The following is a 25,581-nucleotide window of genomic DNA, read 5'->3' on the forward strand; positions in this document are numbered from 1 at the left end:
TGCAGAGGCCCGCGCGTCCACGTCGGCCGCGCGTCAGCGCGCCGCCGCGCGGACCGCGCCGAGCGACCGCAGCGCGCGGCAGACCGTCTCCTCGCGGCAGGGCCCCACGCGCCCCGCGTGCGCCGGCCAGGGCACGTCGCGCACGCGGTGGAGATCGCGCACGTCGGGGCCGCGCCACGGGCCGAGCGCCCGGTCGACGCGCGCCTCGCGCTCGTTCGTGGCCGGCAGCGAGAGCTGCACCTGCGGCACGATGCCGACCTTCTGCACCGGCGCGCCGTCGGGCAGCGCGTAGAGCAGCGTGGTGAGCCGCAGCACGCCGACGTGCGCGTCGTCGTCGAGGTACTCCTGGGCGCACCCCTTGCCGTAGGTGCGATCGCCGATGACCACGCCTCGCCGGTAGCTGGCGATCGCGCCGGCGATCATCTCCGCCGCGCTCGCGGAGTCGCCGTCGACGAGCACCGCGAGCGGCCCGCTCCAGCCGCGCTCCGGCGGGACGTCGGGCGAGCGCTCCACCTCGACGCCCCCGTCGCGGCGCCGCATCGGGAACAGCGGCACGCCCGGCAGGAACAGCCCCAGCGCGGCGATCGCCCCGTCGGTCGAGCCGCCGCCGTTCGCGCGCACGTCCAGCATCACGCCCCGCGTGTCGCCCTGCGCCCGCGCCCGGGTGAGCGCCGCCGCGACCCTGTCTCCGAGGTCGTCCGGCACGTCCGGGATGGTGATCACCGCGACCTTGCCGTCGCCGTACCGCACCACGTCGAGCGGCAGCTCCGAGGGCCCCGGCTCCGCCGGCTGCGGCCCGGTCGCCTGCGGCGCGACGGTCAACTCGAGCGGCGCCGCGGCCCCGCGCCGGAGCACCGCCACGCGCGCGGTCGTCCCGGGGCGCACGTCGGCGAGCACGGCGAGCTGCTCGGCCTGCTCGACGCTCATGCCGGAGATGGGCAGGTCCTGGATCCGGAGCACCACGTCGCCGTCCGCGAGCGGCGCGAGCGCGCCCCGGTCGATGCGCACGCCGATCGCGGTGCGCGTCATCTCCTGCCACAGGCGGGCCGGCGGGTGCGCCTCGAGATCGAGATCGTAGATGGAGACCTCCTCCTCGAGCGGCGCCCACGCCCCGTGCGCGTCGAGCTGCGGCACGTACGCGCGCACCGCCGCCGCGATCACCGCGCGCGCCCAGCCTTCGTCGCTCATCGACGGCGCCGTGCGCTCCCGCACGGCGTCGGCGTAGCGGGCGAGCGGCTCTCCGAAGCGCGCGCGCAGCCCGCCGACCTCGCGGCCGAGCTCGCGCGCGAGGTCCCGCGCGCTCCGCGTCACCTCGCCGTCCTCGAACGGCGCCGAGGACATCAGCTCCCAAGCCGCCGCGAGGGTCGCGGGCGGGCTGGCCAGGCCGCGCTGGTAGCCCTCGCCGAAGATCCCGTCGAGCTCGCGCGACCACCGGGCGAGCTCCTGACCCACGCGCAGCGCCACGGGGCACGGCCCGCTCCCCACCGGCGCATGCAGCTCGGCCAGGAGCGCGGCGGCGTCCCGCCGCAGCGACGCGCCCACGGGAGCGTCCGGGGCGACCGACCACAACCCGTGCGGATCCAGCCAGTCGGAGGTCGCTTCGGCAAACTTTGCGGGATCGACGTGGAGCGGCGGGGCGGCCAGCGTGGTGCGGGCCTGGGCGATGATGGCGCGCGCCTGATCGCAGCCGAGCGAGGTCGGCGCCCCGGTCGGCACGGCGATGCCGCGGTCGAGCGCGTTGGGGTCGCAGCCGGCGCCGTCGATCTCCTCGTCCGCCGGCGACAGGGCGTGGAGCAGGGGCCGCGCGATCCCGCGCTGCGCCTTCGCGAGGGGCGGTTCGGCCTCGCGCGAGAGCAAGGCGAGCGTCGCCAGGCTTGCGGCGATGCACGCGACGGAGCTCGCGACGCGTGTCCTCACTGCTCTCCGAATACCACGACGCCGGGCGCAGGGGCAGGGGCGACCGCGGCGGCGACGAGGACAGGCGCGCCTGTCCTCGTCGCCGTCGTCATCGTCCTACCCGCGCCGGCACGGGCCTCGTGGGCGGCGCCGGCGGCCCTGCCGACCCCCGGGCGCCGGAGGCTCGGCGCTGGTGCCGTCCGCTTCCGCCGCTCGCGCGCCGTGGATCTGGGCTCACCGCCGCGCATTCGTGCTCCTCCGCTTTCCCGCAAAGCTTTCGCGTCCCTCCGGGGATCCGAACACGTTGCGCATTCCAGCGCAAAAAAAGGCGATTTCCTAAGGTTTATCCCGGCATCCCGCCTGCATCTGCCCCGGTGCCGCCCACCGGCTTGCAGGGGTCTCCCAACCCAGTCCTCCTCGATCGGGCGCGCGCGGCGGAGAGCTAAAGAGACCATGAACACCACCTGGGATCGCGCGGCATTCTCGGCTTATCGTACAGAGCTCGCGAACTACGCCACCCTGAGCCCGGAGGCCGAGCGGGAGCTCGCGCTCCGCTGGCGCGCTGGTGATCGGGACGCGGGCCGGCGCCTCATCGAGGCGTGCTTGCCCTTCGTCATGACGATCGCGCTCGAGTACCGGCGGTGGGGGCTCCCGATGGAGGACATCGTCCAGGAGGGGAACATCGGCCTCCTGAAGGCCGCGGAGCGCTTCGATCCGGACCGCGGCTGCCGCCTGGCCACCTACGCGGCGTACTGGATCCGGGCGGAGATCCGCGAGCACGTGGCGCGGGGGTATCGGATCGTGCGCCTCGGCTCGTCGAAGAGCGAGCGCCGCGCGCTGCGGATCTACCGCAAGACGCACGAGAAGGACCCGGCGGTGCTGGCCGAGCTGAGCGGCCTGACGGAGGAGCGGGCGACCGAGCTGCTCCCGCTGCTCATGGCGCGCGACGTCAGCCTGGAGCGCTCGCCGACCGAGGACGGCGTGGCCCCGGTGGACCGGCTCGCGTCGAGCTCGCACACGCCGGAGGAGGAGGCCTGCGACGCCGACGAGCGCGAGCAGCTCTCGCGCGCGCTGCTCCAGGTCGTGAACGAGCTGTCGCCGCGCGAGCGCCGCATCATGAACCAGCGCTGGCTGACCGACAGCCCCGTGACGCTCGAGCAGCTCGGCGCCGACTTCGGCGTCAGCAAGGAGCGCGTGCGGCAGATCGAGGAGCGCGCGAAGAAGCGGATGCGCGCCCGCATCGAGGAGATCACCCGGGAGCCGAACGGGGAACCGATGGCGAAGAGCGCGTGACACCGCGGCGGCGGCCGCGCCCCCTGCGCGCCCCGCGGGGGCCGTCCGCCGCGCGACGCTCGTCGGAGAGCGCCTAGATCTCGATGACCGTGCCCTCGCGGGCGGCGATGGTGTTCGGGAAGAGCTCCCGGGCGCGCATTTCCTTCTCGCGCACCATCGCGTCGGTCTGGTTCGGGTCGTGGTGGTGCAGGACGAGCTGCTTGGCGCCGCACGCCTTCGCGAGCTCGCAGCCCGCGACGAACGTGGCGTGACCCCAGCCCGTCTTCGGGCCGCCGCCCACCTCGCCCGCGTACTCCTCGGGCGTGTACATGGCGTCGAAGATCAGCACGTCGGCGCCCATGGCGAGCTTCTTCAGCTTCGGGTCCACGATCGCGTAGTGCTCGGAGTCGGTGATGTACACGACGACCTTGCCCTCGTGCTCGACGCGGTACGCGTACACGCCGTTCGGGTGGTTGCCGCGCGCGTTGGTCACGCGCACGTCGTCGTTCGGGCCGATCGTGACCACCTCGCCCTCGTAGAGATCGCGGAAGGTCATCGCGGCGCCCATCTCCGTGAGGTGCACCGGGAAGCTCGGGTAGTCCATCTGCCCGGCGAGCGTCTCCTCGAGCGTCCGGGAGACGTTCAGGCCGCCGTAAAGATGTATCTTGTTGCCGCGCACGAACGCCGGCGTGAAGAAGGGGAAGCCCTGGATGTGATCCCAGTGCACGTGACTGAAGAACATCCAGGCTTCGAAGGGCATCTCCTTGACCAGATCCTGGCCGAGGAGACGGAGCCCCGTCCCGCCATCGAGGATGACCAGCGTCTCGCCAGCACGAATCTCGTAGCAGCTCGTGTTGCCGCCGACTTCGACCGTGCCTGCACCGGGCGTGGGGATGCTTCCGCGAACCCCCCACATCTTGATCCGCATCCTGCCTCGCTCGCTGAACCCCGCCCGTTTCAAGGTAGAGCTATTAGATTCCGAGCGCGGGCAGCGTCAAGCCGCCTGGTGCTCCGGGAGCAAGGAAGGTCGCAGACGTGGAGACCTGGCCGGGGGAGCAGGGGCACGGCGCCAATGTAGTTGCAGGGTAGTCGCCGGCCCCGCGGCGGCCCGCGGAGGCGCCTGAACCGGCGGCGGCGCCGGCGAAGCGCGGGCGGCGGCGCGGGCGGCGGCGCGGCCCCGCGCGGGCGGCACCGAACGCCGCGGCCGATGGGCTATGGTCGGGCCCATGCCGCTCCACGCGGACGCCATCGTCGTCCTCGGCTGCAGGATGCTCCCGTCCGGGCGCCCGGCGGCCCCCGGCGCGCGCCGCGCGGCGACCGCGGCGCAGGCCTACCGCGACGGGGTCGCGCCGCGGGTGATCGCCAGCGGCGGGCGCCGCTGGGGCGCGCAGATCGAGGCGCGCGTGCTCTCCGCCGAGCTGCGGCGCGCCGGCGTCCCGGCGGACGCGATCGTCCAGGACCTCTGGTCGCTGACGACGCACGAGAACGCGATCTTCAGCGCGGCCCTCCTGCGCCGCATGGGCGCGCGACGGGCGGCGATCGTCACCTGTCCCTGGCACATGGCGAGGGCTCTCCAGAACTTCCGCGAGGTCGGGATCGACGCCTGCGCGCTGCCGTCGCCGCACGTGAGCGCGCCGGCGGTTGCGCGCGCGTGGCAACGCGGTCACGAGGTGGTCTCCATGTGGCTCGACGCGCGCGCGATGCGCCGCCGGCGGATCCTCAGCGAGAGCGCCGACTGGCTGCTCGACGCCGCCCGGCAGGGTGAAACGTGATCATTCCGCGAAGGTGCTCGTCCTCTCTCCTCGCGCTGCTCGCGCTGTCCCAGCCCCTCGCCGCCTGCGACGGGCAGCCGGCGTCCGGCCCCGCGTCCGACGCGGGCAGCTCGGCCGCGGCTCCGGCCGCCGCCGGCGCGGCGCAGGATCGGCTCGGCGCACTCCTCGCCGCCGAGCAGCGCCGCGCCGCCCTGGAGGTGAGCCCCGCCGACCAGCAGAGCCGCGACGTCGACGTGCGGCGCGCCGCCGCGCGCGCGCTCGCGCGCATCGGCGGAGACGCGGCGCGGCCCGGGCTCGTGCGGGCGCTCGCCGACGAGGACGACGAGGTGATCGCGTGGGCCGCGTACGGCCTCGGGTCCTCTTGCAAGGAGCACGAGGGCGAGACGGTCTCGATGCTCGTCGCGCGCGCTCTTGCCCGCGACGCCGGCCCGGGCCTGTCGGCCGCCCCGAGCGCCGCCGCGCCCGCGGCGTCGGCGTCCGTGAAGGGCGGCGGCGCGGCGGCGAGCGGCGCCTCCGCGGGACCTCCGCGGCTCGACGCGGGCGGCGCGCTCGCGCGCGCCATCGGGCGGTGCGGCGCCGAGGCGTCCGAGCCGACGCTGGTCGCGTGGCTCGAGGGGCCGCGCGAGCGCGCGGTCCACGCGGCGTACGCGCTCGGCGATCTCGCGGCGATCAAGCTCAAGCTGCGGGAGGAGACGCTCGTCGCGCTGCTCAACCTCGCCTCGGGCAGCGCGGCCAGCCCGCCGGTGCCTGAGGCGCTCTACCCGATCGGGCGGCTCGAGCACGTCCCGCTCACGGTCATCCCGCGGATCCGCGACGTCGCCGCCGCGCGGCTCGCGGAGGCGGGCGACGCGCGGCTCTTCGCGGTGCGCGCGCTCGGCAGGGCAGGGGAGGCGGCCGTCGGCGAGCTCGCCCGCGTGCTCACCACGCGCGGCGTGTTCACCGCGAGCGAGCGCGCCGAGGCTGCGCGCGCGCTGAAGCGGCTCGGCGCGCCCGGCCAGCGCGCGCTCGCCGACGCGGTCGTATCGCTCGTCCCGAGCGCGGACCCGATCGCGCTCACGGGCCTCGTGAGCGAGGACTTCGGCGCGCTGCTCACCGCGCTCGAGGCGCTCGGCGCGGCGGGCGCCGCGCGCAAGCCGCTCCGCGACCTCGCCGCCCTGCCGCCGCCGCCGAGCGCGCCCGCGGCGATCCTCCGCCGCGTCGCGTGGCTCCGCTGCGGCGCGGCCAGGCTCCTCGCGGGCGAGAACTTCCGCGACCCGCTGCTGCTCGGCTGCGACGTCACGGCGCCGGGCGACCCGGAGAGCAAGCCGGACGCCGGCGCGCCGGTGCGCGGCTCGATCGGCGCGCGGGCGGTCGTCGAGGTGATCGGCCGCGGCGCCATCACGGGCGCGCGGCTCGCCGCGTTCCGCGCCTACGCCGGGTCGGGCGAGCTGCGCGCGAGGGAGGCCGCGATCGAGCTCATCGCCTCGCATGAAGAGATCGCCGGGGCGCCCGAGCTGCTCGCGAAGGCGCTGGCCGCGGAGGAGCCGGGCCTCGTCGCCGCCGCGGCCGAGGTGATCGCGCGCCAGCCGCAGCGCGCGTCGGAGGCCCCGGGGCAGGGCAAGCGCAAGCGCAGGGCGGGGCGCGAGGGGAAGGACGCTCCCGCCGCGGTGACGTCGCCGGCGATCGAGGCCGCGCTGATCGCGATCCTCGATCGCCCCGCCGCGCGCGACGACCCGGAGCTGATCGGCGCGGTCATCGACGCGGCGGGGGCGCTCGCGCTGAGGCCGGCCGAGGCTCGCCTGGAGGAGCTCTGCAGGTCGAGCTACCCCACGACGCGGGCGCACGCGGGGACGGCGCTCGGCGTGCTCAGGGGCCGCAAGGTCGCGTGCGACGCCGGGCTGCCGGGCGACGCGGGCGCCGCGGGGCGGCCGCTCGTCGCGCCGCCGGTCGGCGAGGTGCCGTCCGAGGCGTCAGCGCTCGTGCGCGAGCCGGCGGTGCTGACGTTCGACACGGACGCCGGCGAGCTCACGATGACGCTCGACCCTGCGCTGGCGCCGGTCGCGGTGACCCGCTTCGTCGACCTCGCGCGTCTGGGATACTACGACGGCAAGATCGTGCACCGCGTTGTGCCCGGCTTCGTCACCCAGTTCGGCGCGCCGTTCGGCGACGGCGCCGGAGGTCCTCCCGGCAGGCCGGCGCTCCGCTGCGAGACGTCGCCGGTCCCGTTCGAGCCCCTCCGCGTCGGCGTCGCCCTCGCCGGCCGCGACACCGGATCGAGCCAGCTCTTCGTCATGCACGCGCGCGCGCCGCACCTCGACGGACAGTACGCGGCCGTCGGCGCCGCCGCCGGGCCGTGGGCGGCGCTCGTGGACGGAGACGTCATCCGGAGCGTGAAGGTGCGGAACTGATCGCGTGCGGCGCGCCACGCGTGGGGCGTCATGCGGTGACGAACGTGCGACATGCGTCGCGCGCCGAGCGGCGTGTGGCGCGCAGGCGGCGTGAACCGCTCGGCCGCGGCGGGGGCATCCATGTCGATTGACAACTGCCCCCGACCGGCGCTTTACAGTTTAGCGTGGTAATTGCCTCCTTTTTGGCCGTGGCGGTGCTCGTGTACACCTACTTCGGGTACCCGATCGTTATCGGCGTGCTCGCGCGGCTGTGGCCGGCGCAGCGGAAGGAGGATCCGGGCTACCTTCCGACCGTGACGGCGTGCATCCCCGTCTACAACGCGGCGTCGTACCTCCCGGCGAAGGTCGAGAGCCTCTTCGCGCTCGACTATCCCAGCGACAAGCTGGAGGTCTTGCTCTACTCCGACGGCTCGACCGACGACACGGTGCTCGTGGCCCGGCAGCTCGCCGAGCGCGATCCGCGGGTGAAGGTGATCGTGAGCGAGGCGCGGCGCGGGAAGCCGATCGGCGTGAACACGATGCTCGGCGTCGCGACGGGCGAGGTGCTGCTGATGACCGATGTCCGCCAGCCCCTCGTGCCCGGCGCGCTGCGGGCGCTCGTGCGGCTGCTGGCGGACCCCAACGCGGGCTGCGTCTCCGGCAACCTCGTCCTGAAGGGCTCGGCGGGCTCCGGGGCTTACTGGCGTTACGAGAACTGGATCCGCCTCCAGGAGGGGCGGTTCCGAAGCATGGTGGGGGTGACTGGCCCCATCTATGCGATCCGGCGCGCCGACATGGGCCAGCTCCCGGAGGGCGTCATCCTCGATGACATGTGGGTGCCGATGCGGCTCCGCCTCGAGGGCCGCGCGATCCTCTTCGCGCAGGACGCGATCGCGTACGACGACGCCTTCGGCGACGAGCGCGAGTTCGGCCGCAAGGTGCGCACGCTCGCGGGCAACTATCAGCTCTTCTCGCTGCTGCCGGCGCTCCTCGTTCCGTTCAGGAACCCGTCCTGGTTCGAGGTCTTCTCGCACAAGCTGCTTCGCCTCGTGTGCCCCTGGGCGCTCGTCGCGCTGCTGATCACGTCGACCGTCGCCTGGCTCGGCGCCGAGACCAGCGGCGACGTGTCGTGGACGCTCTACGCGACGCGCGCGCTGTTCGGGGGGCAGGCGGCGTTCTATCTGCTCGCCGTGCTCGGGGGCGCTGCGGGCAAGCTCGGCGCGCTCGCGCGCACCTTCGTGGTGCTCAACGCGGCGGCGGTGGTCGGCCTGTGGCGTTTCCTCCGCGGGTCGCAGAAGGTCACCTGGTAGCTCGACGGCGCGAGGGCGCTCGACGGCGCGAGGGCGTGAGAGGACGCGACGGCAGAGAATGCGCGACGTCGTGAGCGCGGAGCCGTGACCGCGGCGGTCACGGCTCGATCAGACCGACGAGCTCGTGGACGACGCGCTGCGATCGGTAGAGGGCGAGCGACGACGGGAACAGCCGCTCGACGCCGTCGGGCGGCAGCGACTGGAACCTGACCGGCGCGGGGAGGACGTCGAGGCCTGCGCGCTCGAACATGCGGAGCGAGCGCCGCATGTGCAGCGCGCTCGTCACGACCACCGCCCTCTCGGCCGAGAGGCTGCGGGCGATCCGGGCCGAGTGGATGGCGTTCTCGCGGGTGTCGCGCGACTCGGTCTCCAGGATGATCTTCTTCCTCGGCACGCCCAGCTCGACGAGCAGGTCGGCCATGCTGCCGGCGAGCTCGGTGGGCGCGCGCTGGACGTCCCGTCCCGAGATGATGACGTGGCCGAAGCCGTGCTCGCGGTAGACGCGCACGGCGCCGAGGCTGCGCTCGAGGCCAGCCGCCGACTGCCGTTCCATGGCGGGCTCGCCGAACTCGTCGGCGTCGATCCCGGCGGTGAGGATGATCAGGACCCGCCGCTCGGGCGGGGTCCCGGCGAGGTCTGCGCGCAGGTCTCTCGGCGGCGTGCTGATCCGACGCGCGAGCGAGCTCGAGACCCAGGGCATGGAGAGCAGCCACAGCGCGAGCCAGGCGCTCCACGCGAGGGCTCGGCCGACCTTCGACCGGCGCGCGCGGTAGCTCCAGTCGCCGCCGGAGAGCGCGAGGCCGAGCCCCGTGGCGACGAGGATCAGGAACAGGGGATCGACGAGGCGGGAGATGGGCAAGGCGAGGCTCGCCGTGGGGCGCTCGGTACGTGTCTATGCTGGCACCGGGCAGCGACGCGAGCGAAAAACGTCGCGCGAGGAGGCGGGACGGACGCGCTCAGGGCCTCGCCCGTGTCCCGGGCAAGGCTTCCTCTTCATCTGGTGGGTTGATGTTCAACGGGGCCGGTGCGCTCGCCGGCGCCGGGCAGCGGCGGAGGCGAGGGCGAGCCCTGCGAGGGCTGCGGGCAGCCACCGGTCGTGGCCGTGGCCGGGCGTCCGGCAGCCGCATCCGCCGTCGTCGCGGGCTCCGTCGGCGGCGCCGCCGGTCGGGTTCCCGCCGACGCCGTCTCCACCGCTGCCACCGCCACCGCCGCCGCTGCCGCTGCCGGTCGTGTCGGGCGGAGCTCCCAGATCGATCGGCGCGTCCTCGCTTGCGACGAGGATGGGCGGCGCCTCGCCCGTCTCCTCGTAGATGGCCATGAGCTCTTCTCCTTTATTGTCCGTGACGTTCGCGGATCGCAGGAACTCGACGTACTCTCTGATCATCGACTGGTAGTAGACGCGCGCCGAGAGCGTCTGGGCGCCGAAGGCGTCGGCCGGCACGGTGAGCGTGAACCGCGCCTCGTCGTGGTTGCGGTATCCGCCGTTCCCGTCGCTGAAGTCGATCTCCTGGGTCGGCTGGGTGGTCTGCGACGGGACGAAGCCCTTCGGCGGGATACGGGTATCCGAGATGATCATGTCATGGAGCGCGAGGTGTTCCCCCTTCTCCCCGGCGCCCGCCTCGCTGTTCCACCGCCCGTGCACCGCCCGGTACTCGTGGGTCGCCGGCGCGCGCTGGATCTCGCCCGTATCGGCGTCGTAGCCGCCGAGCAGCGGCCGCTCGACCCCGGCCTCATCGACGAGGAACACGGCGATCCAGGCGCGCCGGCTGTCCGCGTAGCCCGTCGGGAACTTGTGACCGGTGAGGTTCTCGACGCGCACGGTGACGGTGATCTCGCCCCCGGGTTCAGCCTGCTCCGGGGCCTCGACGAGCGTGACCGAGGCGGCGGAGGCGAGGCTCTCGAGGGTGCGGTCCAGGGCGAGCTGGAAGGAGGTGGCGCGCTCCGCGGCGCGGGTCGGGTCGGCCGCCATGACGGCCTGGATGCCCCAGTGATTGCCGCCGACGATCAGGTGGTCGCGCGGGTCGGTGCGGAGCGGCGCGTTGTCGGCGACGGTCCACTCCCCGGCCTTCCTGCGCATGTGGCAGTCGATGCAGCTCTTCTCGCTCGGCTTACCATCGCCGAAGTCGCTGGAGGCCCACTCCTCGTAGGTCGTGTCAAGAGGGAACTCGATGTTCGTGTCCTGCCCGCTCGCGTCCCGCAGCATCACTTCCGGGTTCGTGACCTGGTGACATTGGCCACAAAACCGGGAGTCGGCGAGCATGGGGGCCTGCTCGCCGACGTGAGACCTGGAGGCAATGTTCTCGTAAGGGCCGTACATGACGGGTGTGTTGATGAACCCAGCGGCCTCCGGTGAGTGATCGAAGACGAGCTGAGCATTCCCGAGGAAGTACGACTCCGTATTATCGTCTCCCTTGGTCGGCAGCGCGCGGTGGCAGACGTTGCAGCTGACGCCTTGGCCGTCGACGACCACGCCGTCGCCGCCGGCCTCGGCGTCGAATCCCGAGCCATCCGGAGGTGTCGCCCTCCCATTCAGGAAGCCGATGGGGGAGTGGCAGCGCAGACAGAAGGTGCCGATCCCCGCGGCGTCCTGGTTCGCGATCGTCAGGGCCGCCTTGAAGACGGGATCGCGCCAAGCATTGGCCATCATGGTGCCTGCCCATGTGTCCATGGGCATGTAATCCCGAGCGTCCTCGGATTCTGCTAGATGGCAACCGTCGCAGCGCTCGGCGGTGCCGAGGTTGTTCGGTTGTGGCATGTCGTTTGGCGTGGTGCCCTGGAGGTCATCGATCCCGGCCGCTGCCTCGTGGCTTAGCAGCCCGATCGCGAGCGCCCACCCGGCCGCCAATTTCAAGGTTCTCTGCATGGCTCAGGTCCAGACTTGTCAAGCTGCGCTTCAGGAGTGATACCAGCGGTGACCCATCGCGCGCGTCCCTATGGACGCGGTGCAATCTATTCCGGATCGATCCGGAAGACGCTCCCTCCATAGGAGACGACGTACAGCTCGCCGGCTGCGTCCTCGCCGAAAGAAGCCAGACCCTGGATGGTGCTCTCGGAAGCGAGGTCCTGGCTGAGCGAGCTGCTGGGCTCGATGAGGCTGTCCTTCCAGGTGAGCATCCAGATCCTGTCGGTGGCGAAATCGCCGAACAGGTATTTGCCGCGAAGCGCGGGGATCGTGCTGCCACGGTAGACGTATCCGCCGGTCACTGAACCGTCGCCGCGGTTGTGATCGTAAGAGTGGACGGGCGCCGTGATCGTCGGCGACGTGCACCCCGGCGGCTCGTCTGCCTTGAGGCAGGTGCTCCCTTCGGTGACGCTCCATCCGTAATTCTTGTTGCCCTGGCCGCGCGGCTCGATGTTGATCTCCTCGAAGAGTCGTCCGCCGACGTCGCCGATGTACAGATCACCTCTGCAGCGATCGAAGGTGAAGCGCCACGGGTTGCGCAAGCCGTAATCCCATACGTCCGGATCTCCGCCGGTGACATTGCCGTCCGGGGGCGTCGGATACCTATCGACGTCGATGCGCAGGATCTTGGCGTATTTCACGCTGATGTTCTGGCCGTTGTTGTTCGGGTCCGGATTGCTGCTGTCGCCGCCTCCGTCACCGACGCCGATGTAGAGCATGCCGTCGGGGCCGAAGGCGAGCATACCGCCGTTGTGATTGCCCACCAGCACCGGTATCGAGAAGAACTCGCGTTGTGACTGCGGGGCCGCTTGATCCGGGTTGCTCGTCGAGCGCCTGTACTCCCGGAGGACCAGCGTGCGTGACCTCGTGTTGAAATAGACGAAGAATCTGCCGTTTTCCGCGTAGTCCGGATGAAACGCGAGCCCGAGGAGCCCTCGCTCGTCGTCGTTGCCGGGGGTCTGATAGACGTCCGCGGCGATATCGAGGAACGGAGCGCTCTGCACCTCGCCGCCGTTGACCAGGCGAATCTTCCCACGCTGCTCCACCACGTACAGCCGGCTGGCGTCCTCCGGCTCGCTCGTCACGAACAGAGGAAGCTCGAAGCCGCTCGCCACTTCCGTGAGCTTGAGCGGGGGCACGGTCCCGCCCGGCTCGTCGCACTCGATGGTCCCATGCCCACCGGCGCCAGTCCCGGTCGCAGGGCCGGCTCCGGTTCCGCTGGTCCCACTGGTCCCACTGGTCCCGCTGGTCCCGCTGGTCCCGCTGGTGCTCGATCCCGTTCCGCTGCTCACCGGCGAGCCCGTCGACGCGCCGCCCCCGGAGCCCGGTCCGCCGGGACCGGATCCTCCACCGCCGCCTCCTCCCCCGCCAGCTCCGGTCTCGCTGCCCCCGCAGCCATTCAGGGTGACGCCCAGCCCAAGGAGGGCGGCTGCGATCGGCATGAAAGACAAAAGGAAACGCTTCTGGTCCATCATGCCGTAGGAGGCTATCCGAACAGCGCGCCCCTTGGTATAACTTTCCGCCGCTTGGCGCCGCGTGTCCGCCCTGCCAGAAGCATCCGGAACCGGCGAGCGCGACTACAATGCAAGACCCTTCCCTACTGTTGCTCGAGATCCTGTCGCGCCGGATTCCGCCGGCCGCTGCATCCTGGTTGGAGCGCGTCAAGGCGGTGACTGGTGTGCGTCTGGGGGCAGAGCGCGCCGCATCGACGCACGACGCGTCTGCCTGGTTCGATCGCGACCGCTTCCTGGCGACGTTCACCGCGGCGGCGCGCGCGCTAGGGAAGGCGCCGCTCGTCCTTCAAGCGGACGAGCGGGACGTGCTGAAGGCTGCCGGCGTGCCTGCGGCGATCGACGGCTGGCGGCTCGATGAACTCGGCCGGGCAACGATGATCGCGCTGGTTTCGAGGAACCTGCCCGCATCGGATCTCGATCCGCTGCTGTGGGCCTGTTACCAGCAGGGCGACAGCCGGGAGCGGCAGGCGCTCCTGCGGACCTTGCCGTTCGTGACCGGAGCGGAGCGCTTCGTCCCCCTCGCGGTGGATGCGTGCCGTACGAACGAGCTGCCCGCCTTCGAGGCGATCGCCTGCGAGAATCCTTACCCGGCGGCTCACTTTCCGGATCTCAATTTCAATCAGATGGTCCTCAAGGCCATGTTCATGGGCGTGGCGCTCGCCCGGATCGTCGGGCTGGAGCAGCGGCGATCGGGCGAGCTCGCCAGGATGGCGGAGGACTTCGCGAGCGAGCGGAGGGCGGCTGGCCGGAGCGTCCCGGCCGATATCGGCCTGCTCTCCCTGGAGCACGAGCACGAGCGCGCGACGCGGATCCCCGAATGAAGCAGCGCGCGTCGGAGGGACCAGTGAAGCTATTCGATCCTCATATCCACATGACATCGCGAACGACGGACGACTACCAGGCGATGGCCGCCGCGGGCATCGTCGCCGTCCTCGAGCCCGCTTTCTGGCTCGGCCAGCCGAGGACACACGTCGGAACGTTCGAGGACTACTTCGCGTCCCTGCTCGGCTGGGAGCGCTTCCGGGCCAGCCAGTTCGGCATCCGCCATCTCTGCACGATGGGGCTCAACCCGAAGGAGGCCAACAACCCCCGCGTGGCGCAGGGCGTGATCGACCTCTTGCCGCGCTACCTCGACAAGGAGGGCGTGGTCGCGGTCGGGGAGATCGGGTTCGATGACATGACGCCGGAGGAGGAGAAGTACTTCGCCCAGCAGGTCGAGCTCGCGAGAGAGCACGATCTCCCCATCCTCGTGCACACGCCGCACCGCGACAAGAAGCGCGGCACCGAGCGGACGCTCGCGCTGGTGCGGGAGCTTCGGTTCCCGGAAGAGCGCGTGCTCATCGACCACAACAACGAGGAAACGCTGCCGCTCGTGCTCGCGACAGGCTGCTGGGCCGGTCACTCAATTTACCCGAACACCAAGATGGACGAGGACCGGATGGTTGCGCTCGTCAAGAAGTACGGCGCCGAGCGGATCCTGATCAACAGCGCCGCGGATTGGGGCGTGAGCGATCCCCTGAAGGTGCCGAAGACGGCGGCGCGGATGCGCGAGAACGGCATCGCCGCCGAGGTGATCGAGCGGATCGTGTGGAAGAACCCGCTTGCCTTCTTCGCCCAGAGCGGTCGTCTTGACTTGACCGAGTTCGGCGAGACGCCCGCCGTGGATCAGCGCGCGCTGTTCGAGGGCAATTCGGTCTTGCGGGGGCAGACCCCCGTCGTGAAGAGCTGAACGAGCAGACCCATGCATCGCACCGTCGTCCTCAACGTCGTCGGGCTCACCGGCGAGCTCCTCGGCGACGCCACGCCGAACCTGCAGCGGCTCGCTCGGGAAGGCGCCATGCGTCCGCTGCAGACCGTGCTGCCAGCGGTCACGTGCACGGTCCAGTCGACCTTCACGACAGGCCTCCTCCCGAGCGGTCACGGTTGCGTCGCGAACGGCTGGTACTTTCGCGATATCGCCGAGGTGAACCTGTGGCGCCAGGCGAACCAGCTCGTGGAGGGGGAGAAGATCTGGGAGGCTGCGCGCCGGCGCGACCCGACGTTCACCTGTGCCAAGCTGTTCTGGTGGTACAACATGTACAGCTCGGCAGACTACGCGGTGACGCCGAGGCCGATCTACTGGGCGGACGGGCTCAAGCTGCCGGACATCTACACGGAGCCGGCGTCGCTGCGCGATGAGCTCGTATTCCGGCTGGGTGAGTTCCCTCTGTTCAACTTCTGGGGGCCGAACGCGGACATCCGGTCGACGGAGTGGATCGCGCGGTGCGCGCGCCACGTGTATGACACGCGACGTCCAACGTTGACGTTGGTCTACCTCCCGCATCTCGACTACAACCTGCAACGGCTGGGGCCGGATCACCCCGCGATCAAGAATGACCTCCGCGCCGTGGACGCCGTCTGCGGCGAGCTCATCGAGCATGTGCAGAAGGACGGGGCGCGCGTGATCGTCCTGTCCGAGTACGGCATCACGCGCGTGTCCGGGGCAGTGCACATCAACCGAACGCTCCGAGAGCAGGGGCTACTGCGCGTTCGCGTTGAACGTGGGCTCGAGAAGCTTGATGCCGGCGCGTCCGAGGCATTTGCCGTGGCAGACCACCAGGTGGCGCATGTCTACGTGCGTCGTCCGGAGAGGATCCAGGAGGTGAAGGCGCTCCTCGAAGGGCTGCCCGGGGTGGACTTCGTCCTCGATGCGGACGGCAAGCGCTCTGCCGGGCTCGATCATGCGCGGTCGGGCGAGCTCGTCGCGGTCTCACGAGAGGACCGATGGTTCAGCTACTATTACTGGCTCGATGACGAGAAAGCCCCAGAGTTCGCGAGGACCGTCGACATCCATCGCAAGCCAGGGTACGATCCTGTCGAGCTCTTTGCCGATCCCGAGCTACGCTTCCTGCCAGCCAGCGTAGGCTGGCGGCTCCTCAAGAAGAAGCTCGGGCTACGCTATCTGATGGACGTGGTCCCGCTCGATACGGCACTGGTGAATGGATCTCACGGGCGCTTGAACGAGCGTCTGGATCGAGGGCCGCTGGCCATTTCCAGTTGTGGTTCGCTGCTGCCGGATGAGCGTGTTCTTGCCGTTGATGTCAGCAGGATCGTGCTCAATCATCTCTTTGACTGATACTCATGCCCGCGATTTCGTGCAGCAGTCCCACGTGGTCGGCATGATGTGACGTGATGCTAGATTCCAAGCCTCGCGAGGAACAGAGCGTCAGCCTCTGCCTCCAACGTGCCCGTCTCGAAGTCAATCCCGCTAGAAAATGAGCCTGTAATGACGATCTCGTTGCTCGGGTCTGTCTCGACAGCGACGCCGAACGAAATTCCGTGGGCTCCGTAGGACTTCGCCCAGAGCGTGTTCCCTGACGCATCGAGCTTGAGCACCCATGGAGACGGAAGCTCGTACTGTTCCAGGATCTCGTGGTCCACCCTCAGCTCTTCGGTGAACTCGCCGATGAGCACAAGGTTGTTGGAGCTGTCAGCGCTGATGCCGGCTATCGCATTGTGGCCGGTTCCTTCGAAGTCGCGGCTCCATCTGTGGTCTCCCGACGTGTCGAACTGCGCGACAAAGAAGGCGGTGTGCCCTTCCGGTGACGTGAGGGTCCGGTCGTCTCCGAATTCGATGCTTTCGCCGTAGTTTCCCGTCGTCGAGATGTTTCCCAGCGTGTCGACGTCCAGCGCAGACGGATGGCCGTTCGCGAAGCTATGGCTCCAAGCAGGGGTGCCGTCTCTGTCGAGCTTGGCCAGGAACATTCCGGAGCCACCAAGCTCCGGCAGGTCGCCGAAGGTGATCGTGGCCCGGTGCTCGCCAGTGATGATGACGTTCTCGCCACGGTCGACGGCAACGTCGATCAACGCGTCATTGTCGGAGCTGCCGAGCTTCCGCACCCATCCTCCTTGCTCGGCGCTCGTGGAGCCTGTGCTCCCGTCGAGCTTGGCGACGTACATGTCCAGCGTGTTCGCGGGAACCGATACGAGGGTTGTGTCGTCGAGCTCGATGTTGCCCCTGAACGTCCCTGCAATGATGACGTCCCCGTGCGGGGTGCTCTTGACCTTCGGACGAACAGTCCTGACAAATTCGTCGAACGTACGTTCGTTGATGGGGTTCGCTGGGAAGCTGCGGCTCCAGGCGTGCTTTCCGCTGTTGCTGAATTTTGCAACGAAGACGCCAGGACCGACGTCGACGCCGCCGAAGTTGATCGTGCCGCTGCTGACGCCAGTCACGATGACGTTGCCGGAGGCGTCCACGCTCACGGATGTCGCTTCCTGAGCCGCTGCGTCTCCGAACGTGTGACTCCAGAGATGATTTCCGGATCTGTCAAAGGCGGCGACGAACGCGTCTGCTTCGCCCGCGCTCGCGAGTGGCTCAGCGCCGAACTGTATGGACTCGAAGAAACGGCCTGCTGCGAAGATTCTTCCTTCTTTGTCGGTCGCCACGGAGTGGGCGACTGCTTCCTTGCCGAAGGACTGTGCCCACAAGGTGCAGTCGAACCCATCGCAATTTTCATCCTCGTCGAACGCGCAGCTCTCCTGGTCAGGCAATTTTTCGTTCTTGCACCCACCCCACGCGCTTCCATCGCCGTTGCAGGTCCGTAGGCCAGATCTGCACGATCCGACGTCTGCCGTGTCTTCCGGGCCGCTATAGCATTGCTCCATCGTCCTGGGAGTACATACGCTCGCGCTGTCGTCCCCGCCTGGGCCCTGAGCCCCCGAGCCGGAGGCGTCTTCGAAGTCGTCAAGGCCGAGGACGAGCGCGCATCCGGACCCTGCGAAGATGAGCGCAAGGAGACCAGCCTGAAAGCTTCGAGCGCGATGTGACATGATGGAGCTTTTCTCCGGTGAATCGAGATGTCGTATCCCGGTCTTGATCAAAGATAAGGCTGGCTGAGCTGCCGACCCAGATGCCCGTCCTCACGTCCCCCTGACCACCCGCTGCATCGCCAGCGTGAGCGGGAACCCCAGCATCGCCAGCGCCGCCGCGCCGCCGGCCCCCGGCGCGCCCGTCCTCGCGATGAGCACCGCGTCGAGCAGCGAGATCCCCGCGATGAGCGTCACCACGGCGCGCGGGATCCGGTCCTTCCGCGTCCCCCGGAGCAGCCTGACCGCATGAACCACGCAGCCGACGAGCGCCCCGTAGGCGACGATCCCCATCATTCCCGTGAGCGGCGTCCCCATCGTATAAAGAAACGGCACCGCCATGAAGCCGAGCGCCCACAGGCTGCGGACCGCCAGCAGGTTCTCCTGCTTCGCGATCGCCGTCAGGCCGATCAGGTAAAACAGCAGCGCCATCCCCCCGCCGAACAGCGCGATTCCGAGCTGCCCCCCGGCCGCGAGCGCCGCCGTCACATAGGCCAGCACGCGGCACAGCCCCATGAGCGCCGGGCTCAGCGGATTGCCCTTGTGCCAGGCGTCGTACAGCACGATCGCCCCCGCGAGCAGCGCGCTCGCCACGGCCGGCGCCGTACCCCGGCTCTCCGCGTACCCATGGCCGCCGACGATCAGCACCCCCGCGCCGAGCAAGCCATACCCCACCGCGAACACCTCGCGGGCGCTCACGAGACCGGACGGGATCGGCCGCTCCGGGCGCTCGCGCGCGTCGATCTCCCGATCGAAGGCGTCGTTCAGGAACATCCCACCCACGTACATCAGCGACACCGCCAGCCCCACGAGCGCCACCTCGCGCGCGCGCAGGACCGCCCCCGACAGGGCCATGCCGCACAGCACGTTCGTCCAGACCGTGGGCAGGTTCGAGACGCGGCCGAGCCGCAGATACACCCGCGCGCGTGACGTCATCCTCATGCTCCTCCTCCGCCAGCCGCACCGACTCCAGCGCCGACGCCATCGCCCGCGCCCGATCCGCCCCGCACCATCCGCTCCTCCACCCAGCGGAGCTCCCTCGACACCGCCTCGACCACGCCCCCGCGCCGCTGGTCCTCCGGAAGGACATCCCACGTGTAGGTCTCGACCTCGAGGTGCTGCGTCGCCGGCCGCTCGCTCAGGTGCGACAGCAGCGCCGCCAGCTCCGGCTGCGTCGTCCCGAGCGCGCCCTCGATCCCCCGGAAGATCGGCACATGGAAGTGGACGCGCCACTCCTCCGGCCTCGCCTCCGGCGGCGCCGCCCGCGCGTCCTCGAGCGCGGCCAGCGCCTCGGGCAGATCCAGGTAGCGAACGAGCTCGCCCCCGCCGCCGCCCGCGCCCCCGCGCCGCTCGACCACCTGGTGCAGGTACACGACGTCCTCTGCGTAGGCGCGCAGCCTCGCCATCGTCGCCGGATCGCGCTCCGCCACGCGCGCGCGCAGCCCGGCGCTGATCTGCACCTTGTGCACGCCGATGCCCGCCGCGCGGAGCGCCGCGAGCGACGCGGGCGCGTCCTCGAACTCCACCGCCATGTGGCACGCATCGAAGCAGAGGCCGAGGTGCGCCCGCAGCGCCGCCTCCGCGTCCGGCAGGCTCATCCCGGTCAGCGCCGAGAGCTCCCGCGCGCGCTCCCGCGCGAACACGTGCTCGGTGAAGAAGGCGATCGCCTCGGGCGTCGTCTCGAGGAAGCAGCACGGCTCCGGCTCGAGCGCCAGCGCGATCCGCTTGCCCGTGCGGCGGTGAACGTCGACGAGGTGCGCGGCGTGCCTCACCAGCCGTCGCGCCATCGCCTCGGCGTCGTCGGGCGCGCGCACCCGCGGCCGGAAGGCGCCGGGGACGGTGCTCACGCTGCCCATCAGGCCCTCCTCGGCCGGCAGCAGCGCGGCGAGGAGCGTCGCCAGGCGATCGCTGTACGCGAGGCGCTCGTCGTCGAGCCAGTCGGGCAGGTACACGCGTTCCTTCACCGGCGCGCCGTGGAACCGGCCATAGGGGAAGCCGTTCAGCGTGAACACGTAGAGGCCGTTCCGCGCGAGGAAATCGCGGAACGCCTCGAGCTCCGCCGGCGCGGCGAGCTCCGCGGCCGCCCTCGCCGAGAGCCGCAGCCCCACCCCGCACCGCGGGCGCTCGACGCCGCCGACGCCCGCCCCTCCTCCACCTGGGCCGCGTCCGCCGCCCGCGCCCCCCCCGTCGCGCGGCGCGCCTCCCCCGCCGCCGCCCGCGCGCGACCAGATCGCGAGCAGGTGCGTCTCCAGGCTCTGCTTCACCTCCGCCCACGTCTCGCCCGCGTGGATGTTGGTGCAGTACGTGAGGTGCGGCGCCCCCGCGCACGCGAGCCTCACGACCGCGCCGCTCCCGCCGCGCCGGCCGCCGCGTGCGTCCCCCGCCTCCCGGCGCGCTCGCGCAGCCGCGCGATCGCCGCGACGATGTGCCGCTCCTCCATCGCGTGCACCTCCCGCGCGCGCCCGACGTCCTCGAGCAGCGTCACCGTGAGCTCGCCCCCGAGGTGCTCGCGGAACTCGTCCAGCCCATCGAGCACGCAGAGCCGCTCGCCCCGCTCACCGCCCCCGCGCGTGAGCGCGAGCGCGTCGTCCCACAGCGCGAAGCCGAGCGCCTCGAGCGTCGAGAGCACCGCGGCCGCCGTCGCCTCGCTGCAGAGCCCGGCCAGCTCGGCGTAGACGGTGTCGATCGCGATCCCGATCGCGACCGCCTCCCCGTGACGCAGCCGGTGCCTCGTGAGCGACTCCAGCTTGTGCGCAGCCCAGTGCCCGAAATCCAGCGGCCGCGCGCTCCCGAGCTCGAACGGGTCGCCCGCGGTCGCGATGTGCTGGAGGTGGATCTCCGCCGACCGACGCACAAGCGCCGCGAGCGGCGCGAGCGACCCCGACGCGAGCGCGGGCGCATGCTCGGTCAGCCACGAGAACAGCCGCGCGTCCCGGATGAGCGCGACCTTCACCGCCTCCGCCATCCCGGCCACCTTGTCGCGCAAGGACAGCGTCTCCAGGAAACGCGGATCGATGAGCACCGCGAACGGCGGCGCGAACGTGCCGAGCAGGTTCTTCTTCCCGAACGCGTTGACGCCGTTCTTCACGCCGACCCCCGAGTCGGCCTGGGCGAGCACCGTCGTCGGGATCCGCACGACCCGCACGCCCCGGTGCACCGTCGCCGCCGCGTAGCCGGCCATGTCGAGCACCGCGCCGCCCCCGACGATCATCACGAACGACTGCCGATCCATCCCGAGCGCGTCGAGCCGCGCCTGCAGCGCCGCCGTGGCCGCGCCGTCGTTCTTCGACGCCTCTCCGCCAGGCACCACGATCGGCTCGGCCACCAGCGAGAGCCGCTCCGCGTGCGCGCCGACGTACCGCGCGATGTCCTCCGTGATGGACGGCCAGGCCGCGGCCACGCCGCCGTCGATCACCGGCAGCACCCGGTGCCGCCGGCGCGGCTCCCTCGCGGCGATCGCGGACGCGAGATCGTCGTTGCTCGGCGAGAAGACGCCCTCCGTGAAATAGACAGGGTACTCGAAGGGGACCGCGATCCGTTGGAGATGAAGCAGCATCAAAGCCGAGCTTTCAGAGCGACCATCGGGCCGTCAAGCCGGTTCCGCGCGAGGATCCCGCGCCTTGTCGCGGGATGAAAACTTCCCCTTGGCGGCGGACGGCCTTCCTGCAATGCTGGCGCCGCTCGGTGAGGACCGCGCAACCGCGCAGCCGTACTGCCGAGATCGCCGCGATCGAAACCCCGTACTGCCTGACTTCCTCCTCGATGCAGACGCCCATGGAAGGCACAGCCCGTCCCAAGAAACGGTCGTTCATGAGAGGAACGCTTGTGGCTGCGGCAGGGCTCGCGCTCGCCGCGCTCTCCGCCGGGTGCTCGCCCACGTACATCTACAATCCGGCGAACTACGCGAAGGAACACGACCCGCGTAAGCACGAGTACGTGATCGGGGTCGGCGACCAGCTCCGGGTCAACGTCTGGCGCATGTCCGACCTGTCGAGCGACGCGCTCGTCCGGGCCGACGGCGTCATCACGATGCCGCTCATTGGCGACGTCTTCGTCGCCGGCAAGACCCCGACCCAGGTGCGCGAGGAGCTGAAGAGGCGGCTCTCGGAGTTCGTGAAGGACGAGACCGCCGTGATCACCGTCGCCGTGACCGGGATCAACAGCTACCGGTTCGTGGTCAGCGGCAACGTCGCGCGCGCCGGCATCTACGCCTCGAACTACTTCGTCTCCGTCTCCGAGGCGCTCGCGCTCGCCGGCGGCCCCAACCAGTTCGCCTCGACGGACCAGATCCTGCTCATCCGCATGGATAGCCCCGGGAAGTTCCGGCACATCCCCGTCAACTACGACGATATCGCCTCGCGGAAGCGGCCTGAGCAGGACCTCGTGCTCAAGGCGGGCGATACCGTCTTCGTGCCCTGATCGTGGCCGGCTCCTCCGCGCTCGCCCGCAAGGCCGTCCTTGGCGCGGTCTGGACGATCGCGACGGGCCTCGGCTCGCGCGTGCTCGGCCTGATAGGCACCCTCGTGCTCACCCGGTTCATCGCGCCGGATGTGTACGGCGAGGTCTCGGCCGCCTCTGTCGTCATCATGACGGCACACTTCCTGTCGAGCCTCGGGATCGGGCAGTACATCGCGTCGCGGCCGAACCTCGACCGCCAGATGCTCTTCAACGCGACGGTCTATTTCCACGCCGCAGGGGTCGTCGCCATCGGCCTCGTCTACCTCCTCCGGGAGCCGATCGCGGTGCACCTCGTCGGCGCGCCGGGGATGCTCGAGTTCATGCCCGGGCTGATCCTCGCGATGTTCATCGACCGGCTCTGGTACGTCCCCGACCGTCTGCTCATCCGCGAGATGCGGTTCCGCAGCGTCAGCCTCCGCAGCGCGGCCGGCGAGCTCACGTACACCGCGACGTCGGTCGTCCTCGCGATGCGCGGCTGGGGCGGGAACGCCATCGTCGTCGCCACGCTCCTGCGCGCGGTCGTGCGCGTGGTCACCACGATCCCGGCCGTGAAGCTCGCGGAATGGCTCACGCCGAGCCCCCTCTCGCGCGAGAAGGCGCGCGAGCTGTTCGCCTTCGGCATCCCGCTGAACTTCGGGTCGCTGGCGAACTTCGGGGCGTCCAGGTGGGACAACCTCGTCATGATCCGCCTCTTCGGAGAGCACGTCGGCGGCCTCTACAACCTCGCGTGGAACCTCGCCGACATCCCGGCCTCCCAGGTCGGCGAGCGCATCGGCGACGTCCTCGTCCCGTCGTTCTCGAAGCTCGAGCCGGAGCAGCGCAAGACCGCGCTCGTCCGCGCGCTCACGCTGCTGTCGCTCCTCATCTTCCCGCTCGCGGTCGGCCTCGGCGCGGTCGCCCCGACGATCCTCAACGACACCTTCTTCAACGAGGCCTGGGAGCCGGCCGGCCCGCTCCTCGCCGTGCTGTCGGCGCTCGGCGTCACCCGCCCGATCGGCTGGGTCATGTCCTCCTACATGCAGGTCTACGGCCGCACGCGGACGATCATGATCCTCGAGTGGCTCAAGGTCGGCGCGATCATCGGCGGCATCGCGCTGCTCGGATCGATCGGCGGCGTGCTCTGGGCCTGCGCCGGGGTCGGCGTGGCGTTCGGGGTGCACGCGCTGGCGAGCCTCTGGGTCGTCCAGCGCGCCGACGGTGTCCCCTACATGCGCCTGGTGCGCCCGCTGATCCGGCCGCTGATCGCCTGCCTGCCGATGGTCGTGGCCGTGCTCGCCGTGCGCTACGGCGTGCGGCAGCTCGGGCCCCTGCCGCGCGGGTTCCGCCTGGGCGCCGAGGTGATCGCGGGCGGTCTGGTCTTCATCGCGTCGGCGCTGGTCATCGCGCGGCAAGCGTCGCGCGACTTCCTCCAGCTTGCCCGCGAAGCGGTGCGCCGCCGCCGCTGAGGTGTTTCCCGATGCTGAGGTGTTTCCCGACGTCACCGGACCACCTCCATCAGCGGGACCGCTTCCCGGCGGCGCCGGAGATCCGCTTCGACACTCGAGCGAATTCTGGGGGCCTGTGGTAGCGTCGGGCCCCTCTCTTCGAACATGGGTCGGGATCCGCGTGGCGGTTCCCCTCCACCACTGGAGATAAACGGAAATGGCAGAGACGCATCCCGCTGCGGTCGAGAGCCTCCTGGCGAAGATCACCTCACGCGAAGCCCAGGTGGGCATCATCGGCATGGGTTATGTCGGCCTGCCGCTGGCGCTCACGTTCATCGAGAAAGGCTTCCGCGTGCTGGGCTTCGACGTTGACCCCGAGAAGGTCACCGCGCTCGGCGAGGGGAAGAGCTACATCAAGCACCTCGATCCTGCGCGCGTGGCGGCGGCATCCAAGACGGGTCGATTCGAGGCGACGGCGGACTTCTCGCGGCTCAACGAGCCCGACGCCATCCTCATCTGCGTCCCCACCCCGCTCACGGCCCAGCGGGAGCCCGACATGAGCTACGTCGTCGGCTCCTCGCAGAAGATCAAGGAGCGGCTGCGCAAGGGGCAGCTCGTCGTGCTCGAGTCCACCACGTACCCCGGCACGACCGACGAGCTCGTGAAGGGCATCCTCGAGCAGTCGGGCCTGCGCATGGGCGAGGACTTCTACCTCGCGTTCTCGCCCGAGCGCGAGGACCCGGGCAACCGGGATCACAGCACAGCGACGATCCCGAAGGTCGTCGGCGGCGTCGACCGCGCCTCGCTGGCCCTGGCGCAGGCGCTCTATTCGCAGGCGATCGCGCGCACCGTGGCGGTGTCCTCCGCCCGCGCGGCCGAGGCGGCGAAGCTGACCGAGAACATCTTCCGCGCGATCAACATCGCACTCGTGAACGAGCTCAAGGTCGTCTACGACTCGATGGGCATCGACGTCTGGGAGGTGCTCGACGCCGCCTCGACGAAGCCGTTTGGCTTCATGCGGTTCAACCCGGGCCCGGGCTGGGGCGGTCACTGCATCCCGCTCGACCCGTTCTACCTCGCCTGGAAGGCGCGCGAGTACGGCGTGTCGACGAAGTTCATCGAGCTCGCTGGCGAGGTGAACGTCGAGATGCCGCACTACGTCGTCAACAAGCTCCAGCTCGCGCTGAACGATCGCGGCAAGGCGCTGAAGGGCACGAAGGTCCTGCTCCTCGGCGTCGCCTACAAGAAGGACATCGACGATCCGCGCGAGAGCCCCGCGTTCGAGATCATCGAGCTCCTCCGCCGCCTCGGCGCCGTGCTCAGCTTCCACGACCCGCACGTGCCCAAGCTGCCGCGCATGCGCACCTGGCCGCACCTGCCGGAGCTCTCGTCCCTGCCGCTCAACGAGGACACCCTCAAGGGCCACGACGCGGTCCTGCTCGTCACCGACCACTCGGTGGTCGACTACGACCTGGTGCTCAAGCACGCCGCCCTGATCGTCGACACCCGCGGCGTCTACCGCGCGGAGAACCAGAAGGTCATCAAGGCCTAGGGGAGGGCGCCCGCGCGGCGCCCTCTGCCCACCTGCGCGGCGCGCTCCCGTCCGCCGCGCGCGCGCAAAGGTGGCGCGGCGCGGCGGTCCTCGCGACCGCGGGCCGCCCCACGCCGCGCGTCGGCTGCCTCGCCCGCAGCGCCGCGATGTGTCGCGAAATACCCGCGCTGTGGGCGGCGCTCGGCGGGGCTGCTCGCGCCGCGCCTTCTGTTACAGGTCACGGGCGAGGCGCTTTCCGCGGTCGCGAAATTGCCAGCATCCCCTTGA

The 25,581-nt window shown here is 70.6% G+C and carries 19 protein-coding genes; 10 read left to right on the top strand and 9 right to left on the bottom strand.

Features of this window, described 5'->3' with window-relative positions:
• Positions 1–33: 33 nt before the first annotated feature.
• Complete coding sequence (locus WME96_RS04945; protein ID WP_437289016.1) at positions 34–1,917, bottom strand: S41 family peptidase; 1,884 nt, start codon at positions 1,915–1,917, stop codon at positions 34–36.
• A gap of 432 nt (positions 1,918–2,349) precedes the next feature.
• Here WME96_RS04945 and WME96_RS04950 point away from each other — a divergent pair, with 432 nt between their 5' ends.
• Positions 2,350–3,189, top strand: a complete 840-nt coding sequence (locus WME96_RS04950) for a sigma-70 family RNA polymerase sigma factor (protein ID WP_437289017.1) — start codon at positions 2,350–2,352, stop codon at positions 3,187–3,189.
• A gap of 73 nt (positions 3,190–3,262) precedes the next feature.
• Here WME96_RS04950 and WME96_RS04955 read toward each other — a convergent pair whose 3' ends face one another.
• Positions 3,263–4,096, bottom strand: a complete 834-nt coding sequence (locus WME96_RS04955) for an MBL fold metallo-hydrolase (RefSeq protein ID WP_061615851.1) — start codon at positions 4,094–4,096, stop codon at positions 3,263–3,265.
• 298 nt (positions 4,097–4,394) lie between these two features.
• Here WME96_RS04955 and WME96_RS04960 point away from each other — a divergent pair, with 298 nt between their 5' ends.
• From WME96_RS04960 to WME96_RS04970, 3 genes are all read left to right on the top strand, one after another.
• The gene (locus WME96_RS04960; protein ID WP_437289018.1) at positions 4,395–4,940 is read left to right on the top strand and encodes a YdcF family protein; all 546 of its coding nucleotides are present in this window, start codon (positions 4,395–4,397) and stop codon (positions 4,938–4,940) included.
• The gene (locus tag WME96_RS04965; protein WP_437289019.1) at positions 4,937–7,327 is read left to right on the top strand and encodes a peptidylprolyl isomerase; all 2,391 of its coding nucleotides are present in this window, start codon (positions 4,937–4,939) and stop codon (positions 7,325–7,327) included. Before WME96_RS04960 ends, WME96_RS04965 begins: the two co-directional genes overlap by 4 nt.
• A 164-nt stretch (positions 7,328–7,491) precedes the next feature.
• Complete coding sequence (locus WME96_RS04970; RefSeq protein WP_437289020.1) at positions 7,492–8,616, top strand: glycosyltransferase family 2 protein; 1,125 nt, start codon at positions 7,492–7,494, stop codon at positions 8,614–8,616.
• 97 nt (positions 8,617–8,713) lie between these two features.
• Here the strand turns inward: WME96_RS04970 and WME96_RS04975 are convergent, their stop codons facing one another.
• The 3 genes from WME96_RS04975 to WME96_RS04985 all read right to left on the bottom strand — a co-directional run bounded on the left by WME96_RS04975 (position 8,714) and on the right by WME96_RS04985 (position 12,657).
• Positions 8,714–9,475, bottom strand: a complete 762-nt coding sequence (locus WME96_RS04975) for a YdcF family protein (RefSeq protein ID WP_433933709.1) — start codon at positions 9,473–9,475, stop codon at positions 8,714–8,716.
• 153 nt (positions 9,476–9,628) lie between these two features.
• On the bottom strand, positions 9,629–11,479 hold the full coding sequence (locus tag WME96_RS04980) for an MYXO-CTERM sorting domain-containing protein (protein WP_437289021.1): 1,851 nt from the start codon (positions 11,477–11,479) through the stop codon (positions 9,629–9,631).
• 86 nt (positions 11,480–11,565) lie between these two features.
• A complete protein-coding gene (locus tag WME96_RS04985; protein ID WP_437289022.1) occupies positions 11,566–12,657 on the bottom strand; it encodes a PQQ-dependent sugar dehydrogenase in 1,092 nt (363 codons plus the stop codon).
• A gap of 539 nt (positions 12,658–13,196) precedes the next feature.
• On the opposite strand from WME96_RS04985, the gene WME96_RS04990 reads away from it, so the two are divergent.
• Genes WME96_RS04990 through WME96_RS05000 form a run of 3 tightly spaced genes read left to right on the top strand, consistent with a single transcriptional unit; the run spans position 13,197 to position 16,147 of the window.
• Positions 13,197–13,853, top strand: a complete 657-nt coding sequence (locus WME96_RS04990) for an EboA domain-containing protein (protein WP_437289023.1) — start codon at positions 13,197–13,199, stop codon at positions 13,851–13,853.
• Positions 13,850–14,761: a TatD family hydrolase gene (locus WME96_RS04995; protein ID WP_437289024.1), complete on the top strand. Its 912-nt coding sequence runs from the start codon at positions 13,850–13,852 to the stop codon at positions 14,759–14,761. The genes WME96_RS04990 and WME96_RS04995 overlap by 4 nt, the downstream gene beginning before the upstream one ends.
• 12 nt (positions 14,762–14,773) lie before the next feature.
• Positions 14,774–16,147: an alkaline phosphatase family protein gene (locus WME96_RS05000; protein WP_437289025.1), complete on the top strand. Its 1,374-nt coding sequence runs from the start codon at positions 14,774–14,776 to the stop codon at positions 16,145–16,147.
• A gap of 59 nt (positions 16,148–16,206) precedes the next feature.
• Here the strand turns inward: WME96_RS05000 and WME96_RS05005 are convergent, their stop codons facing one another.
• The 4 genes from WME96_RS05005 to WME96_RS05020 all read right to left on the bottom strand — a co-directional run bounded on the left by WME96_RS05005 (position 16,207) and on the right by WME96_RS05020 (position 21,436).
• Positions 16,207–17,565: a hypothetical protein gene (locus WME96_RS05005; RefSeq protein WP_437289026.1), complete on the bottom strand. Its 1,359-nt coding sequence runs from the start codon at positions 17,563–17,565 to the stop codon at positions 16,207–16,209.
• Between the two features lie 369 nt (positions 17,566–17,934).
• The gene (locus WME96_RS05010) at positions 17,935–18,816 is read right to left on the bottom strand and encodes a UbiA family prenyltransferase (protein WP_437289027.1); all 882 of its coding nucleotides are present in this window, start codon (positions 18,814–18,816) and stop codon (positions 17,935–17,937) included.
• Between the two features lie 2 nt (positions 18,817–18,818).
• Positions 18,819–20,219, bottom strand: a complete 1,401-nt coding sequence (gene eboE / locus WME96_RS05015) for a metabolite traffic protein EboE (protein WP_437289028.1) — start codon at positions 20,217–20,219, stop codon at positions 18,819–18,821.
• Positions 20,216–21,436, bottom strand: coding sequence for a 3-dehydroquinate synthase (locus tag WME96_RS05020; RefSeq protein WP_437289029.1), 1,221 nt, complete (start codon positions 21,434–21,436; stop codon positions 20,216–20,218). Before WME96_RS05020 ends, eboE begins: the two co-directional genes overlap by 4 nt.
• Positions 21,437–21,690: 254 nt before the next feature.
• Here WME96_RS05020 and WME96_RS05025 point away from each other — a divergent pair, with 254 nt between their 5' ends.
• The 3 genes from WME96_RS05025 to WME96_RS05035 all read left to right on the top strand — a co-directional run bounded on the left by WME96_RS05025 (position 21,691) and on the right by WME96_RS05035 (position 25,314).
• Positions 21,691–22,299: a polysaccharide biosynthesis/export family protein gene (locus WME96_RS05025; protein WP_437289030.1), complete on the top strand. Its 609-nt coding sequence runs from the start codon at positions 21,691–21,693 to the stop codon at positions 22,297–22,299.
• 2 nt (positions 22,300–22,301) lie between these two features.
• Complete coding sequence (locus tag WME96_RS05030; protein WP_437289031.1) at positions 22,302–23,783, top strand: oligosaccharide flippase family protein; 1,482 nt, start codon at positions 22,302–22,304, stop codon at positions 23,781–23,783.
• Between the two features lie 196 nt (positions 23,784–23,979).
• Entirely contained in the window at positions 23,980–25,314 is a 1,335-nt protein-coding gene (locus WME96_RS05035; RefSeq protein WP_437289032.1) for a nucleotide sugar dehydrogenase, read from the top strand.
• Positions 25,315–25,581 lie beyond the last annotated feature (267 nt).

This window comes from Sorangium sp. So ce406, assembly GCF_051474675.1.
Taxonomy (GTDB): domain Bacteria; phylum Myxococcota_A; class Polyangia; order Polyangiales; family Polyangiaceae; genus Sorangium; species Sorangium cellulosum_G.

What these genes read in the sequence shown, in the direction of transcription:
- WME96_RS04950 (WP_437289017.1), top strand. Translation starts at nt 2,350, where the DNA reads ATGAACACCACCTGGGATCGCGCGGCATTCTCGGCTTATCGTACAGAG.
- WME96_RS04955 (WP_061615851.1), bottom strand. Translation starts at nt 4,096, where the DNA reads ATGCGGATCAAGATGTGGGGGGTTCGCGGAAGCATCCCCACGCCCGGT.
- WME96_RS04960 (WP_437289018.1), top strand. Translation starts at nt 4,395, where the DNA reads ATGCCGCTCCACGCGGACGCCATCGTCGTCCTCGGCTGCAGGATGCTC.
- WME96_RS04980 (WP_437289021.1), bottom strand. Translation starts at nt 11,479, where the DNA reads ATGCAGAGAACCTTGAAATTGGCGGCCGGGTGGGCGCTCGCGATCGGG.
- WME96_RS04995 (WP_437289024.1), top strand. Translation starts at nt 13,850, where the DNA reads ATGAAGCAGCGCGCGTCGGAGGGACCAGTGAAGCTATTCGATCCTCAT.
- WME96_RS05000 (WP_437289025.1), top strand. Translation starts at nt 14,774, where the DNA reads ATGCATCGCACCGTCGTCCTCAACGTCGTCGGGCTCACCGGCGAGCTC.
- WME96_RS05010 (WP_437289027.1), bottom strand. Translation starts at nt 18,816, where the DNA reads ATGACGTCACGCGCGCGGGTGTATCTGCGGCTCGGCCGCGTCTCGAAC.
- WME96_RS05020 (WP_437289029.1), bottom strand. Translation starts at nt 21,436, where the DNA reads ATGCTGCTTCATCTCCAACGGATCGCGGTCCCCTTCGAGTACCCTGTC.
- WME96_RS05025 (WP_437289030.1), top strand. Translation starts at nt 21,691, where the DNA reads ATGAGAGGAACGCTTGTGGCTGCGGCAGGGCTCGCGCTCGCCGCGCTC.
- WME96_RS05035 (WP_437289032.1), top strand. Translation starts at nt 23,980, where the DNA reads ATGGCAGAGACGCATCCCGCTGCGGTCGAGAGCCTCCTGGCGAAGATC.